The following is a 15,965-nucleotide window of genomic DNA, read 5'->3' on the forward strand; positions in this document are numbered from 1 at the left end:
CATCCATTTTCCTGCCAGAAGTGATCTCGCTTGCAATGTGAGATAAATCCTTGCCGTCAGGCGACATCTGCAACGTTTCAAAGTTGTTAAAACTTCCATTGTGTTCTAGAAACAACTTGTAACATCCTGATTACCCTACCTGTGGAACACAATGATGAATAATTCAGGGAAATACCTCATCTGGACACTGCTCTCCGTTATCGGAGCCTTTGCCCTGGGCTATATCGCGCTAAACCGGGGTGAACAGATTAACGCGCTGTGGATTGTCGTCGCGGCAGTCTGCGTCTATCTGATCGCCTATCGCTTTTACGGCCTGTATATCGCTAAAAACGTGCTGGCGGTCGACCCGACGCGCATGACTCCGGCGGTGCGTCACAACGACGGCCTCGACTACGTTCCAACCGATAAGAAAGTGCTGTTCGGTCACCATTTTGCGGCCATTGCCGGCGCGGGGCCGCTGGTTGGTCCGGTGCTGGCGGCGCAGATGGGCTATCTGCCGGGAATGATCTGGATCCTCGCGGGCGTGGTGCTGGCCGGAGCGGTACAGGACTTTATGGTGCTGTTCGTCTCCACCCGTCGCGACGGACGTTCGCTCGGCGAGCTGGTGAAAGAGGAGATGGGCCCGACCGCCGGCGTACTGGCGCTGGTAGCCTGCTTTATGATCATGGTGATTATCCTCGCGGTACTGGCGATGATCGTGGTGAAAGCGCTGACCCACAGCCCGTGGGGGACTTACACCGTGGCCTTTACCATCCCGCTGGCGATTTTCATGGGGATCTATATTCGCTATCTGCGCCCCGGGCGCATTGGCGAGGTGTCGGTGATTGGCCTGGTGATGCTGGTGTTCGCTATCATTTCCGGCGGCTGGGTGGCGGAAAGCCCGACCTGGGCGCCGTGGTTTGACTACACCGGCGTACAGCTCACCTGGATTCTGGTGGGCTACGGGTTTATCGCCGCGGTGCTGCCGGTCTGGCTGCTGTTGGCGCCTCGCGACTACCTCTCCACCTTCCTGAAAATCGGCACCATTGTCGGTCTGGCGATTGGTATTCTGATTATGCGCCCGACGCTGACGATGCCGGCGCTGACCAAATTTATCGATGGCACCGGCCCGGTATGGAGCGGCAGCCTGTTCCCGTTCCTGTTTATCACCATCGCCTGCGGCGCGGTTTCCGGCTTCCATGCCCTGATTGCCTCCGGCACGACGCCGAAGATGCTGGCTAATGAAGGCCAGGCCTGCTTTATCGGCTACGGCGGCATGCTGATGGAGTCCTTCGTGGCGATTATGGCGCTGGTGGCGGCCTGTATTATCGACCCGGGCGTCTACTTCGCGATGAACAGCCCAATGGCGGTGCTGGCCCCGGCGGGCGTGACCGATGTGGTAGCGTCGGCGGCGCAGGTGGTGAGCAGCTGGGGCTTTACCGTAACCCCGGATACGCTTAATCAGATTGCGAACGAAGTGGGGGAACAGTCGATTATCTCCCGTGCGGGCGGCGCGCCGACGCTGGCGGTGGGCATGGCCTATATTCTGCACGGTTCGCTGGGCGGCCTGATGGACGTCTCCTTCTGGTATCACTTCGCGATTCTGTTCGAGGCGCTGTTTATCCTGACCGCGGTGGATGCCGGCACGCGCGCGGCGCGCTTTATGCTGCAGGATCTGCTCGGGGTGATCAGCCCGGGCCTGAAGCAAACCAGCTCGCTGCCGGCGAACCTTCTCGCCACGGCGCTGTGCGTGCTGGCGTGGGGCTACTTTCTGCATCAGGGCGTGGTTGACCCGCTTGGCGGCATCAACACGCTGTGGCCGCTGTTTGGTATTGCCAACCAGATGCTGGCGGGGATGGCGCTGATGCTCTGCGCGGTGGTACTGTTTAAGATGAAGCGCCAGCGCTATGCCTGGGTCGCGCTGCTGCCGACCTCCTGGCTGCTGATCTGTACGCTGACCGCGGGCTGGCAGAAGTCGTTCAGCACCGATACCAAAGTGGGCTTCCTGGCGATTGCCAACAAGTTCCAGGCGATGATTGACAGCGGCAATATTCCGCCGCAGTACACCGAGTCGCAGCTGGCGCAGCTGGTGTTTAACAACCGTCTGGATGCCGGGCTGACCATCTTCTTTATGGTGGTGGTGGTCGTGCTGGCGCTGTTCTCGATTAAGACCGCGCTGGCGGCGCTGAAAGAGGACAAACCGACGGCGAAAGAGACCCCTTACCAGGCGATGCCTGCTGATGCTGATAGCCTGGTGACCCAGGCGAAACGCGCCCACTAAGCCATGACGTTATCGCCCTCTTTTGCGAGAAGGGGGGCGATGATGGGAGTTGAAAATGTTTGATACCCTTTCGAAAGCCGGAAAATATTTAGGCCAGGCGGCGAAAATGATGATCGGCGTCCCGGATTACGACAACTACGTGGAGCACATCCGCGTGACCCATCCGGAACAAACGCCGATGACCTATGAAGAGTTTTTTCGCGAGCGTCAGGACGCGCGCTACGGCGGTAAAGGCGGCGCGAAGTGCTGTTAACCCTCTTTCGGCAGATACAGGCTGATCTGCTCCTGGGTGCAGCCGTATATTGCCGCCAGCTTTTCGCGGGTGCGCTTTTGCGGGCGGGAATCGATAGCTTCTAGCTGGGATACCGCCGACTGGCTAATCCCGAGCTTATTGGCCACCTCCTGCTGCGACAGGCCGCGCAAAATGCGCCAGGCCGCCTGCAGGCTGACTTTCTCTTTATCCATGATGTCGCAGACGTCACCCGGCAGCATCACGTTGTCGTAGATATCGTGTTCTACCGGAATATCTTCAAGATCGGCTTCCGTTTCATCATCCAGCTCGGCTAGCTGCAAACACATCTGGAAGTATTCGTCGTAGGGGATCACCGCGTACTGCGCTTTCCCTTCATCATCCTTAATTATCTGAACAGACATATGGCATATTCTCCTCATGCAAATAGGTTGTTGAGGTTCTGCGCTTAACGGACACGATAAACAGGTCGCTCAGCGTCAGCCCCTGACGTGTGAAAATGACCCGATAATCCCCTACCCGAAGACGGTAATGATTCTCTGGTTTAGATAACTTTCTGACATCGGGCCGAGGAGCCGTACGGTCACCTAAATCAGCTAGCCTGCTTTTGATTCGCTGCTGATAGCGATAATCGGTATTTGCCAGTGCCTTTTTTGCCACTTTTGACCAGATGAGCATGCTATGTACCTCCACTGTACACCTCAGTTGAACATAAGAAAATAATAAGTTTATAAGATAAGTTTGTTATTTTCTTATGAGGGTACCCTAACGCAGAATCGTCTTCTGGCGAAGGCAGAAACATCGGCTTTGCGAGGCGGCTCGAAAGCGCCTCCACCGGGCGGCAGAGGCGAATAAAACGGGGGATTAACCGGCGAAACGTTCGACCTTCTCAAACGCCGCGCGCAGGGTTTCGGCGTTCAGTTCAACCGGCAGAAAATGGATGGACTCCACCGGGCGCAGGGTATGGGCAATCACCTTATCCAGCTGTTCGCGGTTGTTGATGTCCACCTCCAGCGCCGCCAGCGTAGTCGGCAGATTAAAGCGCCGGTACGCCTGCACCAGCTGCGCCAGCACGTCGTCCTGGCCGAGCAGGGCGCTCTGGACCAGAATGCCGTAGGCGACTTTGGTCCCATGAAGATACTTCTCGGTCTGCGGCAGTACCGTCAGCCCGTTGTGCACCGCGTGGGCGGCGGCGACGCGGGTATAGCGCTCGCCCAGCCCGCCGACCATACCGCCGCCGGCGATAACCGCATCCACCACGTCGCGAAACGCCTGGGTCAGCTCGCCGCGCTGCTGGTCGGCCAGCGCGGTTTCGCTGCTTTCCAGCAGCACATCGCGGATCGCCAGCGCGCCGTTGATACCCAGGCGCACGGTGAGCGGCAGCGTCTCCGGCTGCGGAGCCAGCACCACCGCTTCATACCATTTCGCCAGCGTATCGCCGATGCCCGCCAGCAGATATTCCGCCGGCGCGTTAAGAATAATGTGCGGCTCCACCAGGACCAGGAAGTTGGCGTCGTCGAAGATTTCAAACTGCAGCGCCTGACCGGCATCGTTATACCACACCGACAGCGGTGTCCACGCCGCGCAGGTGGCGGCGATGGTGGGGATGGCCACCACCGGCAGGCCGAGGCGACGGGCCAGCGCCTTCGCGGTATCGAGCAGCGCGCCGCCGCCCACGCCAATCACCACCGATCGATCGTCGCCGGATGCGCGGGCCAGCTCGCTGACGTCGCTTTCGCTGCAGTGGCCTTTAAATAATATTTTTTTGGCGCCAGGCGCGTTAAACGCTGCCGGCAGGAAAGCCTGCGCGCCCGCGATAGCCCGCTCGCCGTAAACCCACACCGCGCGTGAAAGCTGTTCTTCGCTGTAAAAATCCTGCAGCCGGGCAAGGCTGCCGGGATGGGAATAGTAGTTGGCGGGGCCGGGGACCACGCGGATATCGCTGTGACTCATCAATGCTGTCCTTGTGCTGTTTCGCTAACCCGATGTTATGTCTGGACATCCGGATGGCTAATATTATTTCGCTTTATCTTATGCCTTTTATGCATTTGTCAGTCAAGGAGAGCTATGAAAAATTCGTTAAATCAGAACATTAATCGACAGGGTGCAGGGGATGACCGGCAATCGCCTTGAGATGCAAAATATTAGCCTGGCCTTTTCCGGCTTTCGGGCGCTCAGCAACGTGGCTTTCACCCTGACGGGGGGATCGGTGCATGCGCTGACCGGCGCCAACGGCGCGGGTAAGTCCACGCTCATGGCGGTGCTGTGCGGCACGCACGCCCATTACGAAGGCGAGGTGGTGATTAACAACCAGTCGGTAAGCATTCGCTCGCCGCGCGATGCCAAACTGCTGGGGATCCATCTGGTGCAGCAGGAGGTTGACGTGGCGCTGGTCCCGGGCCTGAGCATCGCGGAAAACATCATGCTCGACAGGCTGGCGGAGCCGGGGATCGCCTTCCGCTGGGGGCGGCTGCGCCAGCTGGCGCGCGAGGCGCTGGCTCAGCTTGACGTCAGCCTCGACGTACGCCGCTCCATCGACAGCTGTACGCTGGCGGAAAAACAGCAAATCCTGCTGGCCCGCGCGCTGTCGCATCACTGCCGCTTTCTTATCCTCGATGAACCGACCGCGCCGCTGGACCAAAACGAAAGCGAGCGCCTGTTTGCGGTGGTTCGCCGCCTGCAGCGGCAGGGCATTGGTATCGTGTTTATCTCGCACCGCATTCATGAATTAAAAGCGGTCTGCGACACCCTGACGGTGCTGCGCGACGGCCGGCTGATTGAGAGCGGGCCGATGGCCGACCTGAGCGGCGAGCAGATCGTCGAGAAGATGCTCGGGCATGAGCTGAGCGATATCTTTCCGCCGAAGCGGCCGCCGCATAGCGATGAGGTGCTGCTACAGATTGAAGGGCTGCACGACGAAGGGCTGCTGCAGGATATCTCGTTGCGTCTGCGCAAGGGGGAGATTCTGGGGATCGCCGGACTGGCGGGCGCCGGGAAAACCGAGCTGTGCAAGGCGCTGTTTGGCGCCAGCAAAAGCCGTTTGACCCGCGGCGAACTGAACAGCCAGCCGTGGCGACCGCGCGACCCGGCGGACTCGGTGGCGCGCGGTCTGGCGCTGGTGCCGGAAGAGCGGCGCAAAGAGGGCATTTTTATCGAAGAACCGGTGGCGATGAACCTGGCGGTCAGCGCCGATAGCAGCTTCTCCCGCTGGAGCCTGTTTGGCCATCGTCAGGCCTGGCGCTGGGCGGAAGAGGTGATCGCCCGGGTGGGCATTCGGACATCGGGTCCGGCGCAAACCCTGCGCCGGCTCTCCGGCGGCAATCAGCAAAAAGTGGCGATAGGCAAATGGCTGCGCGGCAACGCCAACGTCCTGATTTTCGATGAGCCGACCAAAGGGGTCGACGTCAAAGCCAAAACGGACCTCTTCAACGCGATCGACGGCCTGGCGCGGGAAGGTAAAGGGGTGATTTACGCCTCGGGCGAGTTCGCCGAACTGGTTGGCCTGTGCGATCGCATCTGCGTGCTGTGGGACGGGCGCATCGTGGCGGAAATTCCGGGCGCAGAGGCCCGGGAAGAGAACATTCTTTATTACTCCACCGGAGGAGCAGCAGCGTGAGTAAGGCCCTGGCAGTTAACGCGACGGTATCGGGCCGTCAGCGATTTTTCGATTTTCTCTACAAATGGGGCATGTTGCTGACCGTCGTCCTGCTGATCGCCGTTTTTGGCCTGGCGTCGGACAACTTCCTCGACCCGTTTAACATCATCAACATCCTGCGTTCCATCGCCATCGTGACGGTGATCGCCATCGGCGTATCGATATCGCTGACCATCGGCGGTTTCGATTTGTCCGTGGGCTCCACCGCCTCGCTGGCCAATGCGCTGGTGATTTCGCTGTTTGTCTGGCACGGCTTCGGCACCACCGAGGCGATCCTTATCACCCTGGCGCTCTGTACCTTAGTGGGGCTGTTTAACGCGTTTCTGATCGTGATCCTGCGTATTCCCGACATGCTGGCGACGCTTGCCAGCCTGTTCGTGATTCAGGGCGTGGCGATGACCTACAGCTACGGCGGGTCGATCACCGAAAACATGGTGCTGCCGAGCGGCGATATGGCGGAAGGCGCGATTCCGGCGGCGTTCGGTTCGCTGGGGCAGGTGCCAACGATAGTGATCATTATGCTGGTGGTGACCGTTATCGCTCAGCTGGCGCTCTCTTTTACCACCCACGGACGGCGGATGTACGCCATCGGCGGCAACCCGGAAGCGGCGCGCCTCTCCGGCCTGCGCATCACCCGTTACAAAGTGGCGGCGTACGTCATCGCCTCTCTGCTGGCGGGGCTCGGCGGCATTCTGCTGGCGTCGCGCATCGGCTCATCGCAGGTGAACGCCGGCGGCGGCTACCTGATGGATGCGGTGGCGGCGGCGTGGATTGGCTTCTCGCTGGCCGGTTCCGGTAAGCCGAACGCGCTCGGTACGCTGGTAGGGGCGGTCATTTTAGGCGTGCTTTCCAACGGCCTGGTGATGCTCTCGGTGCCCTATTACGCGATGGACATTATTAAAGGGCTGGTGCTGGCTGGCGCGCTCGCACTGACTTATTTTCAGCGCCGCATCTAAAATTTTACCCGTCATTCTTCAAATTGCAGGTGTGTTGGCTGCGTTCACTCACCCGAATCACTTACTTATGTAAGCTCATCGGGATTCGTTTACTTGCCGCCGTCCTGCAATTCGAATTATTTAGGGTAACAAAAAGGAAACACTATGAAAAAGATAACATTTTCACTCATCGCGCTGGGGTTGTTCAACGCTGCGGCGGCCTTTGCTGAAACCCCGACGCCGCTTCCGGCTGCCATTGCTGAACACAGCGGGCCGATTCGCATTGCGGTGATCCGCAACCTGGGCTCCGACGATAACACCACTCAGTTTGTCTCCGGAGCGATCCAGGAGGGGAAAAAGCTCGGCTTTAAAATCAGTACCTTCCTCAGCAACGGTGATGACGCCAAATTCCAGGACTTCGTTAACCAGGCGATTAGCCAGAAATACGACGGCATTATCCTTTCTCAGGGGCGCGATCCCTACGCCACCGCGCTGGTGAAAAAAGCGGTGGACGCCGGGATCAAAGTCTCGGTTTTCGATACCGCGGTAAACGGCCAGATCCCGGGCGTCACCGTCACCCAGCAGGATGATGCTTCGCTGACCGAGCTCTCCTTTGGCCAGCTGGTGAAAGATTTCAACGGCAAAGCCAATATCGTCAAACTGTGGGTCGCGGGTTTCCCGCCGATGGAGCGCCGCCAGGCGGCCTACCAGACGCTGCTTAAACAAAACCCCGGCATCAAAGAGCTGGAATCCATCGGCGCGGTCTCTTCCGACGTGCAGGGCGATACCGCCAACAAGGTCGGCGCGATCCTGGCGAAATACCCGAAAGGTAAAATTGATGCTATCTGGGGAACCTGGGACGCGTTCAGCCAGGGCGCCTATAAAGCGCTGAAAGAGAACGGCCGCACCGAGATCAAACTCTACAGCATCGACATTTCCAACCAGGATCTGCAGCTGATGCGCGAATCCGGCAGCCCGTGGAAGGTGAGCGTAGCGGTGGATCCTAAGCTTATCGGCGCCACCAACGTGCGCCTGATCGCCAATAAGATTGCCGGGGAACCGACGCCTGCGACCTACGACTTTAAGGCGGCGGCGATCCCGCAGGCGCTGCTGGCGGCGCAGCCGGGGGCGGTTAACGTCGCTTCGCTGGGTAAAATTATCCCGGGCTGGGGCCAGACCGAAGACTTTATCGCCCCGTGGTTCGCTACCCTGGAAGCGAAAAACAAATGAGTGTTTTGCCAACACCAGAATACAGCCGCAATATGCGGCTGATCGGGCATAGCGATCAAGGAGGACGCCCGGACGGCGTTCAGCTGATGGTCCATCGTGGTTTTGCCTATATCGGCCATATGGTCTCGCAGGGCTTTTCCGTGGTGGATGTGCGCGACCCTAAACATCCGCAAACGGTCAACTACATCGCCGCGCCGCCCGGTACCTGGAACGTCCATTTACAGGCGCACGACGATCTGCTGCTGGTGATCAACGCCCGGGATCTGTTCGCCGATGCCCGCTTCGCCGACGAGAAGGTGTACTACACCCGTTCGGTGGGCGAGACGGTCAGCGACGTACGGGATAGGGGCTGGAGCGCCGGGCTGCGGATTTTTGATATTTCCACTCCGGATAAACCGCGAGAGATCGCCTTTCTGTCGCTTAACGGCATCGGTATCCACCGAATCTGGTACGTCGGCGGACGCTGGGCCTACGTTTCCGCGCTGATTGACGGCTTTAGCGACTACATTTTCCTGACTATCGACCTGGCCGACCCGCGCAAGCCGGAGGTCGCCGGGCGCTGGTGGCTGCCGGGGATGAACCAGGCGGCGGGGGAGACCGCGCAGTGGCCGGAAGGTAAGCGCTATGCCCTGCATCACGCGATTATCGCCGGCGACACCGCCTACGGCAGCTGGCGCGACGGCGGCCTGACCCTGCTCGATGTGCAGGACCGCACTCAGCCGAAGCTGATTAGCCACCGTAACTGGAGCCCGCCGTTTGGCGGCGGCACCCACACCGCGCTGCCGCTCCCGGATCGGGATCTGCTGGTGGTGCTTGATGAGGCGGTGCTGGATAACCAGCAGGATGGCGAGAAGCTGATCTGGCTGTTCGACATTCGCGACCCGACGAATCCGGTGAGTATCGCCACTTTCCCGCAGCCGGACGAAGCTGACTACGTGGCGAAAGGGGCGCACTTTGGCCCGCATAACCTGCATGAGAATCGTCCCGGCAGCTTTGTCAGCTCAACGCTGATTTTCGCCACTTATCAGAACGCGGGCGTTCGCGCTTACGATATTTCCAACCCTTATCGGCCGGTGGAAACCGGGGCGCTGGTGCCCGCCGCGCCGGCGAAAATGATGGATACCCGCCCCGGTCGCCCGCGGGTGATCCAGTCCTGCGACGTGTTCGTCGACGCGCAGGGAATTATTTACAGCACCGACTATAACGGCGGGCTGTCGGTGATTGAGTATCTGGGGTAGGGGATTGTGGGTTGTTGCCTTCCCGGGTTGCGGCGTAAACGCCTTACCCGGGCTACCGGATCGCAGATGGTGGCGAACCCGTAGCCCGGACAGATGCGAAGCATCGCCTCCGGGGAAAAGAGGCAAATACCCGGAGGCGGCGCTTGACGCGCCTGTCCGGGCTACCGGATCGCAGACGGTGGCGAACCCGTAGCCCGGCTAAGCGCAGCGCGAGCCGGGAAAGGCTGGACGGAGATTCAACCGTACTGGCGAATTCGCGCAATCAGCTCATCCACGCTGTCGATGCGATCGGCAATCACAATCAGCGCTTTACCCAGCGTGATAGCGTGGCGCAGGCATTCATGGCGCATGGCTTCGTCCTGGATAGCGTCGATATCCGCCACGTGCGACAGCCCGACGCTGCGGCGAATCAGTTCGGTGCCGCAGAAGCCCACCGCGTCGGCCCACACTTTCTTCAGGAACGCGGAGGCATAGCCGGGCCAGGCCAGCGCGGCGTCGCGGGATCTCTCCGCCGCCAGCGCCTGAAAACGCTCGGCAAAGGTGGTCCAGAACTGCTGGATATCGCTGAGGCGCTGTTCGCGAGCGGCGGCGGCATCGCGAATGCCCAGATGCCCCGGCAGACCGCAATAGTTGAGCAGCAGGTTGCCGATGGCGGTGCCGATATCGAAGCCAATCGGGCCGAAAAAGCCGAACTCGGCGTCGATGGCCTTAAAGCTGCCTTCGGCGACGAAAATCGAGCCGCTGTGGATATCGCCGTGCAGCAGCGCTTCGGCATGGGAAAAGAAGCGATGCTTGAGCGCGGCCACCGCCAGCTTCAGCTGGGCATCGCCGCGCAGGGCGGCGACATCGGCTTCCAGCGCGGCTGGATAGCTGTTGCGCTCGTGAACCTGATACGGGTCGTTAAAGAACAGATCCTCGGTGATTTCGCACATCTCGGGATTAATAAATTGCGCCACCTGGGCCTTTTTCTCATGAGGATGCAGATAAAAGTCGCTGGTGTGAAACAGCGTCTGGGCCAGGTATTCCCCCAGCTGGCTGGCGGCCTGGGGGTAGTAAACGTTGTTGATCAGCTCCCCGCGCCAGATGCGGTGATCGGAGAGATCTTCCATCACCATCACCGCCAGCTCGGGATCGAAATGCACAATCCGCACCGTGTGCTGCGGGCAGTGCTGATAGTGAGCCACCAGGGTTTGTGCTTCAAGGCGCGCGCGGTCAAGGGTCAGCGGCCAGGATTCTCCCACGCAGCGCACGTAGGGCAGCGCCTGCTTAACGATAATCCGGCTCACGCCCCTGATATCGAAAATTTTAAACACCAGGTTGAGGTTGCCGTCGCCCACTTCCTGTGCGGACACCAGTTCTGACGGATTGTCGATACCGCCAAATTGTTGGGCGTAAGCCACCGCATCGCTGGCCGTGAAAGTATGGTATTGCGACATTGCCTCGATCCTCAAAATTCTGATTAAGCCGTTCAGACGTCTATACTTCTGGATTTCATCCTGACACAATGTGATACAACAACGCAACAGGGATTTAACTAAATGCAGATACTACAGACCACCAGCCTGCGGGTAAGCGAAAATCAGCTCTTTATTCTTGACCAGCAGGCTTTACCGCAGGAAAAACGCTGGCTGGCGGCGGATAACGTGGCGCTGCTGGTGGACCATATTCACGCCCTGCGGGTACGCGGCGCGCCGCTGATTGGCCTGTCGGCCAGCCTGCTGCTGGCGCTGCTGGCGCAGCGCGGCCTGACCCGCGAGGCGCTATCTGAGGCGCTGGAGACGCTGCGAGCCGCGCGTCCGACGGCGGTAAACCTGATGAATAATCTGGATCGCATGAAGCTGGCGCTGGCGGAGGAGCGCTTTCCACAGGCTCTGGAAGCGGAAGCGCTGCGCCTGATCGAAGAGGATAAACAGCTTTGCGCCAGCATCGCCGAGGCGGGCAGCGCGCTGGTGACGCCGGGCAGCCGCCTGTTGACCCACTGCAATACCGGCGGCCTGGCGACGGCGGGCGTCGGCACCGCGCTGGGGGTGATTGCGCTGGCGCATCAGCAGGGAAAGGTGGCGAACGTCTGGGTGGATGAAACGCGCCCGCTGTTACAGGGCGGACGTTTGACCGCCTGGGAGCTGGGTGAACTGGGCGTGCCGTATCGGCTGATTACCGACTCGATGGCCGCCAGCCTGATGGCGCAGGGCCAGGTCGACGCGGTTTGGGTGGGCGCTGACCGTATTGCCGCCAACGGCGATGTGGCAAATAAAATCGGCACCTATTCGCTGGCGGTGCTGGCGAAGTATCATCAGATTCCCTTTTACGTGGCCGCGCCGCAGACTACCCTGGACCGCCATTGCCCGAACGGCGCGGCAATCCCGATTGAGCAGAGGGCGGCCGCCGAAGTCACCGGCGTCGCCGGCAGCTTTGGCGCGGTGCAGTGGGCGCCGAAAGAGGCCGCCGTTTATAATCCGGCGTTTGACGTCACGCCCGCGGCGTTAGTGAGCGGCTGGGTGCTGGACAGCGGCGTGGTGACCCCGGAGCAGGTCGCCGCCGGGGCGTTTGCGCCAGAAAAGGCCTGAACCTGAGCGAAAAAGGCGAAGCGACCTCCCTCGCTTCGCCTTCAACTTATGGCAGCACCATCTCTACCGCCGGAGCGGACTGCGGGTCGATATTGCGGCCAAGCGCCGTCAGCGCCGCCTGGTACGGGCACAGCGTCCCGACGGCGGTGGTCCGGCAGCCCGCCTGATGCCACTCCTGGCGCAGCAGCGGATGCTGGCTATCCGGCGTTTGCAGGCGGCGTAAATCGTCCAGACTTTGCGCCTGGAAGTAGACGCGCAGGTAGCGTTTTCCGCTATGGGTGTCGCGCCAGCGTTCCAGTACCAGGCTGCTGCCCGGCGGGATATTGCCGCGGCTGTACCCCGGCAGCTGCCAGCTAAAGTCCATTAACGTCCGCACCATGGCGATATTGGTATCGTGCGCCACCAGCAGCAGCCAGCGCACGTTCGGCGCGGCGCCCTCTTTTACCCCTTCGAGCATGGCGTTGAGCAGAATCGAGCCGCGTTTTTGCGCGGTATAAAACACATCGTTGCTCAGATCGTAGTTCTCCGTCAGCAGCGGCAGCAGGGCGGTGACCTGGCTGGCGCGGGTAATATTGCCCCACGCCAGCTGGCTGAGAGGCAGGTTCTCGCTCCAGCCCAGACGCAGCGTCTCAACCATATTGGCCATCACGCTCAGCCCGCTAATCGAGGTTTTGCCGCTTTTGATCTGCTCCACCTGCCACGGCAGGTCAAATACCGGGCAGGGCTTATCGGGCGCGCAGACGGCGTTTTTCAGCAGCTGAATCACCGGAGCCAGCGCCTGCTGACGCTGCGCCAGATCGCCGGCCGTCTTCTTCACTTCCGCCAGCTGGCGGGCGGGGTCGGTTTGCGTGGCGGCAAATTTATCGGTCTGAAACAGCGGGTCGGCGTCGCCGCTGACGTGATGAATCATCACGCCGCAGCCGGGAAAGGCGCCGTCCACCAGCGCCTGGGCGGTGGCCCGCGTGCGCTGCAGGGGGCTGGCGCGCACGTAAATCTCTCCGTTCGCCGGACAGCCCGCCGCCAGCAGTCCGAGCTGACGATAGCGTGCGCCTTCATCGCGACCTTTATTGACGACGGCGGCGTAGCCGTGGCCGGTCAGCTCGCCGTCGTGGGTGGTCCACTGCGTCCACGGACGCTGGGTCGCGGCTTCGATGGCCTCCCGGTTGCCCTCCGTCGGCGGACGAATGCCGTGGCGGCTGAGTTCAACCACTTTTTCCAGCGTAAACTGCGCGGCGGCTTGGCCCGGCGCGGCCAGCAGCGGCAGGGCGCAGGCGAGCAGCAGGCGTAGCAAAACCTGATGTCGTACAGGCATCATAAAATATTCCTTATAAGTTAAAAGGTTATGACGAGAATGAGGTCTGACGCTCTATCGCGTGTCGCCTGGCGACAATCGCAGCGGTGGTAAAACAGAATAGCGCGGACATCAGGCCGGTGCCTACCCAAAACAGCGATAGCGTACTGAAGTCATACAGCGTTTTGCCATTTTCGATTATTGATGTTTTATCGATGATGATGCCGGTGAGAAACTCGCCGAGTCCCGCCCCCGCGTAGCTGGCGATACCGATGGTGCCGAGCGCGGCGCCCGCGGCTTTACGGGACGAAATATCGACGGCGATCAGTCCGCCAAGGAAGCAGGTCAACGCCCCGATGGTGGCGCCGAAGATAATCATCGCCAGAATATCGGTGTAGTAGCCGTGCGGCGACCAGAGCATCAGCGCGAAGCCGGCGGTGTTGAGCAGGCTGATAAAACCGGCCATCACGCTGCGGTTGCGCGGGAAGAAGCGGTCGGAGAGCACCCCGGCGATAATCGTTCCGGCAATACCCGCGATAGCGTTGACCCCGATAATCCCGGACGCTTCGAGTGTAGAGTAGGCTTTATCCTGCTCCAGGAAGAAGATCCCCCATGAATTCACCGCGTAGCGGTCGATATACATAAACGCCGAGGCCAGCGCCAGCGCCCACAGGGCCGGGTTGCGCAGCGCCAGCAGCTGGTTTTTAAACACCGAGCCGCGGGCTTCCGTCTCCTCCAGCGGTTCGTCGCGAATCACGTTGATTGACGGGAAGCCGCAGCTTTGCGGCGAGTCGCGCATAAACAACAGCATCAGCACCACCCCGGCGGCGCCGAGCGCGGCGGTCGACAGATAGCCCATCTGCCAGCCGAATCCGGCAATCACCGCCGCGATCACCATATAGGTCATCGCTTCGCCGATGTTATGCGCCGTCGACCAGATGGCGTAAAAAGTGCCTCGTTCTTTACAGCCGTACCAGCGCGCCAGCGATACCACGCACGGGCCGACGCCCATCGACTGCGCCCAGCCGTTAATCCCCCAGAAGATAGCCAGCAGCATGGCGTTGCTGGTCATCCCCATCATCAGGTTCATCCCGGCGCTCAGCAGCAGCCCAAGGCTCATATAGCGCACCACGTTGGCATGATCGGCGATAAAGCCGTTGACCAGCTTGCCGATGGCGTAGCTGAAAAACAGCGTTGAGCCGATCATGCCCAGCTCCGTCGGGGTAATGCCGAGCTCCACCAGCGCGCTTTTGGCGACGGTGAACGACAGCCGGCAAACGTAGAACGTGACGTACGCCAGGGTCATGGTAATAAAGGTTTGCCAGCGCACGCTGCGAAAGCGCCGCTCATCGAACTCTCCGCCCGCTTTGGGCGGCGAAGCGCGAAAAAATGCGATAATTCTTCCAGACATAATGGTATCTCCGAAGGTCGGAGGCCTGACTGATTAGTGTGGTTCGTCCATGAGGTTTAACCCGTCATACTTCAAGTTGCATATGCGTTGGCTGCGTTCGTTCACCCCAGTCACTTACCAGAGTAAGCTCCTGGGGATTAATGAGAGGCTCCTGCCTCTCACCGGAGGCCAGCCTTCGGCTGGTCAAATTCGTTCCCGACGAATTTGTCGCTCACTTGCCGCCTTTCTGCAACTCGAATTATTTAGGGTTGATTGTCGTTGTGTAGAGTACATAATCAGATAAAGCCTGACCCGATGCGGTTAAGGTAAGGGGTGACAAAGCATGTTTTTTAATTGTGGATAGAGCGTCTTGCTGGCCAGCAGCAGCGGATTACCGTGACGAATCCCGTCGTTTGCCAGATAGTCGTTGCTGAGGCCGCCCGCTTCGCGCATCAGCACCAGCCCCGGCAGCCCGTCCCACGGGTTCATATGCGGTTCGTAGTAGCCGATAAGCCTGCCCGCCGCCGCCCAGGCGCTCATCAGCGCCCCGGAGCCGTTGCGGATAAACATCCCGCCGTCGCTCAGCAGCGCATCGAGGAAGGGCAGAAAAACCGCAGGCGTCACGCGGTGCGAGGTGCCGACGCCCATCACGCCCTCTTTGACCGTCGCTGCCGGATGCGGCGCGATAGGCGCATCGTTAAGCCACGCGCCCTGGCCTTTCAGGGCGTGGAACAGCTCGCGATGGTTGGGGTCGTACACCACGCCGATAACCGGTTCGCCGTCGGCAATGATGGCCAGCGACAGGCACCAGGTGTGCAGGCCGTTAAGAAAACAGCTGGTGCCGTCGATGGGATCGACAACCCACAGCACGCGCGCGTCCGGCATCTGCGTCCCGCTCTCCTCGCCGAGAAAACCGTCCTGCGGGAAGGCGTCGGTAATGCGCTGCTTAACAAACGCTTCGACCCGCTTATCGGCGACGCTGACCACGTCCTGCAGATCGTCGCCTTTATGATCCACCGTCAGCCGGTCGCGCTGTTGATAGTATTCGAACGCCAGTTCAGCGCCGGCCTTCGCCAGCTCGCAGGCTAAACGGTAGCGGGCCTGCAGTTCATTTGATTCCAGTGATTTCATCATAACTCCCTATTTTGC

The 15,965-nt window shown here is 60.3% G+C and carries 14 protein-coding genes; 7 read left to right on the forward strand and 7 right to left on the reverse strand.

The features are described 5' to 3' along the window. Positions 1–154 precede the first annotated feature (154 nt). Together cstA and ABLV30_RS09255 are read left to right on the forward strand one after the other, a co-directional pair. Positions 155–2,260 carry a pyruvate/proton symporter CstA gene (gene cstA, locus ABLV30_RS09250; RefSeq protein WP_025108508.1) on the forward strand — a complete coding sequence of 702 codons (2,106 nt, stop codon included), beginning with the start codon at positions 155–157 and terminating at the stop codon, positions 2,258–2,260. 55 nt (positions 2,261–2,315) lie between these two features. Continuing rightward, positions 2,316–2,513 carry a YbdD/YjiX family protein gene (locus ABLV30_RS09255; RefSeq protein ID WP_004100083.1) on the forward strand — a complete coding sequence of 66 codons (198 nt, stop codon included), beginning with the start codon at positions 2,316–2,318 and terminating at the stop codon, positions 2,511–2,513. Here ABLV30_RS09255 and ABLV30_RS09260 read toward each other — a convergent pair. The 3 genes from ABLV30_RS09260 to ABLV30_RS09270 form a co-directional block, all read right to left on the reverse strand. Further along, on the reverse strand, positions 2,510–2,914 hold the full coding sequence (locus ABLV30_RS09260; RefSeq protein ID WP_257195211.1) for a helix-turn-helix domain-containing protein: 405 nt from the start codon (positions 2,912–2,914) through the stop codon (positions 2,510–2,512). The two genes, ABLV30_RS09255 and ABLV30_RS09260, sit on opposite strands and share 4 nt — an antisense overlap. Then, positions 2,895–3,188, reverse strand: coding sequence for a type II toxin-antitoxin system RelE/ParE family toxin (locus ABLV30_RS09265; protein ID WP_257195208.1), 294 nt, complete (start codon positions 3,186–3,188; stop codon positions 2,895–2,897). Before ABLV30_RS09265 ends, ABLV30_RS09260 begins: the two co-directional genes overlap by 20 nt. Positions 3,189–3,374: 186 nt before the next feature. After that, positions 3,375–4,463 carry an oxidoreductase gene (locus ABLV30_RS09270; protein WP_014228365.1) on the reverse strand — a complete coding sequence of 363 codons (1,089 nt, stop codon included), beginning with the start codon at positions 4,461–4,463 and terminating at the stop codon, positions 3,375–3,377. A gap of 160 nt (positions 4,464–4,623) precedes the next feature. Between ABLV30_RS09270 and ABLV30_RS09275 the strand changes: the two genes are divergently transcribed. From ABLV30_RS09275 to ABLV30_RS09290, 4 genes are all read left to right on the forward strand, one after another. Beyond that, on the forward strand, positions 4,624–6,126 hold the full coding sequence (locus tag ABLV30_RS09275) for a sugar ABC transporter ATP-binding protein (protein ID WP_032748653.1): 1,503 nt from the start codon (positions 4,624–4,626) through the stop codon (positions 6,124–6,126). Next, entirely contained in the window at positions 6,123–7,121 is a 999-nt protein-coding gene (locus tag ABLV30_RS09280) for an ABC transporter permease (protein ID WP_049071013.1), read from the forward strand. The genes ABLV30_RS09275 and ABLV30_RS09280 overlap by 4 nt, the downstream gene beginning before the upstream one ends. A 144-nt stretch (positions 7,122–7,265) precedes the next feature. Next, positions 7,266–8,330, forward strand: coding sequence for a sugar ABC transporter substrate-binding protein (locus tag ABLV30_RS09285; RefSeq protein ID WP_014228368.1), 1,065 nt, complete (start codon positions 7,266–7,268; stop codon positions 8,328–8,330). After that, positions 8,327–9,568, forward strand: a complete 1,242-nt coding sequence (locus ABLV30_RS09290; RefSeq protein WP_004848703.1) for an LVIVD repeat-containing protein — start codon at positions 8,327–8,329, stop codon at positions 9,566–9,568. The genes ABLV30_RS09285 and ABLV30_RS09290 overlap by 4 nt, the downstream gene beginning before the upstream one ends. 236 nt (positions 9,569–9,804) lie before the next feature. Here ABLV30_RS09290 and mtnK read toward each other — a convergent pair whose 3' ends face one another. Further along, entirely contained in the window at positions 9,805–11,004 is a 1,200-nt protein-coding gene (gene mtnK / locus ABLV30_RS09295) for an S-methyl-5-thioribose kinase (protein ID WP_265801516.1), read from the reverse strand. A gap of 102 nt (positions 11,005–11,106) precedes the next feature. Here mtnK and mtnA point away from each other — a divergent pair, with 102 nt between their 5' ends. Further along, a complete protein-coding gene (mtnA, locus tag ABLV30_RS09300; RefSeq protein ID WP_265801514.1) occupies positions 11,107–12,135 on the forward strand; it encodes an S-methyl-5-thioribose-1-phosphate isomerase in 1,029 nt (342 codons plus the stop codon). 46 nt (positions 12,136–12,181) lie between these two features. Here mtnA and ABLV30_RS09305 read toward each other — a convergent pair whose 3' ends face one another. The 3 genes from ABLV30_RS09305 to ABLV30_RS09315 form a co-directional block, all read right to left on the reverse strand. Continuing rightward, positions 12,182–13,450 (reverse strand): histidine-type phosphatase, encoded by a 1,269-nt coding sequence (locus tag ABLV30_RS09305; protein ID WP_265801512.1) that lies wholly within the window; start codon positions 13,448–13,450, stop codon positions 12,182–12,184. 25 nt (positions 13,451–13,475) lie between these two features. Then, on the reverse strand, positions 13,476–14,837 hold the full coding sequence (locus ABLV30_RS09310; RefSeq protein ID WP_265801510.1) for an MFS transporter: 1,362 nt from the start codon (positions 14,835–14,837) through the stop codon (positions 13,476–13,478). A gap of 300 nt (positions 14,838–15,137) precedes the next feature. Beyond that, on the reverse strand, positions 15,138–15,947 hold the full coding sequence (locus tag ABLV30_RS09315; RefSeq protein WP_032694342.1) for an inositol monophosphatase: 810 nt from the start codon (positions 15,945–15,947) through the stop codon (positions 15,138–15,140). Positions 15,948–15,965: the final 18 nt, after the last annotated feature.

Source organism: Klebsiella sp. CN_Kp113 (assembly GCF_040064585.1).
Classification (GTDB): Bacteria; Pseudomonadota; Gammaproteobacteria; order Enterobacterales; family Enterobacteriaceae; genus Klebsiella; species Klebsiella michiganensis.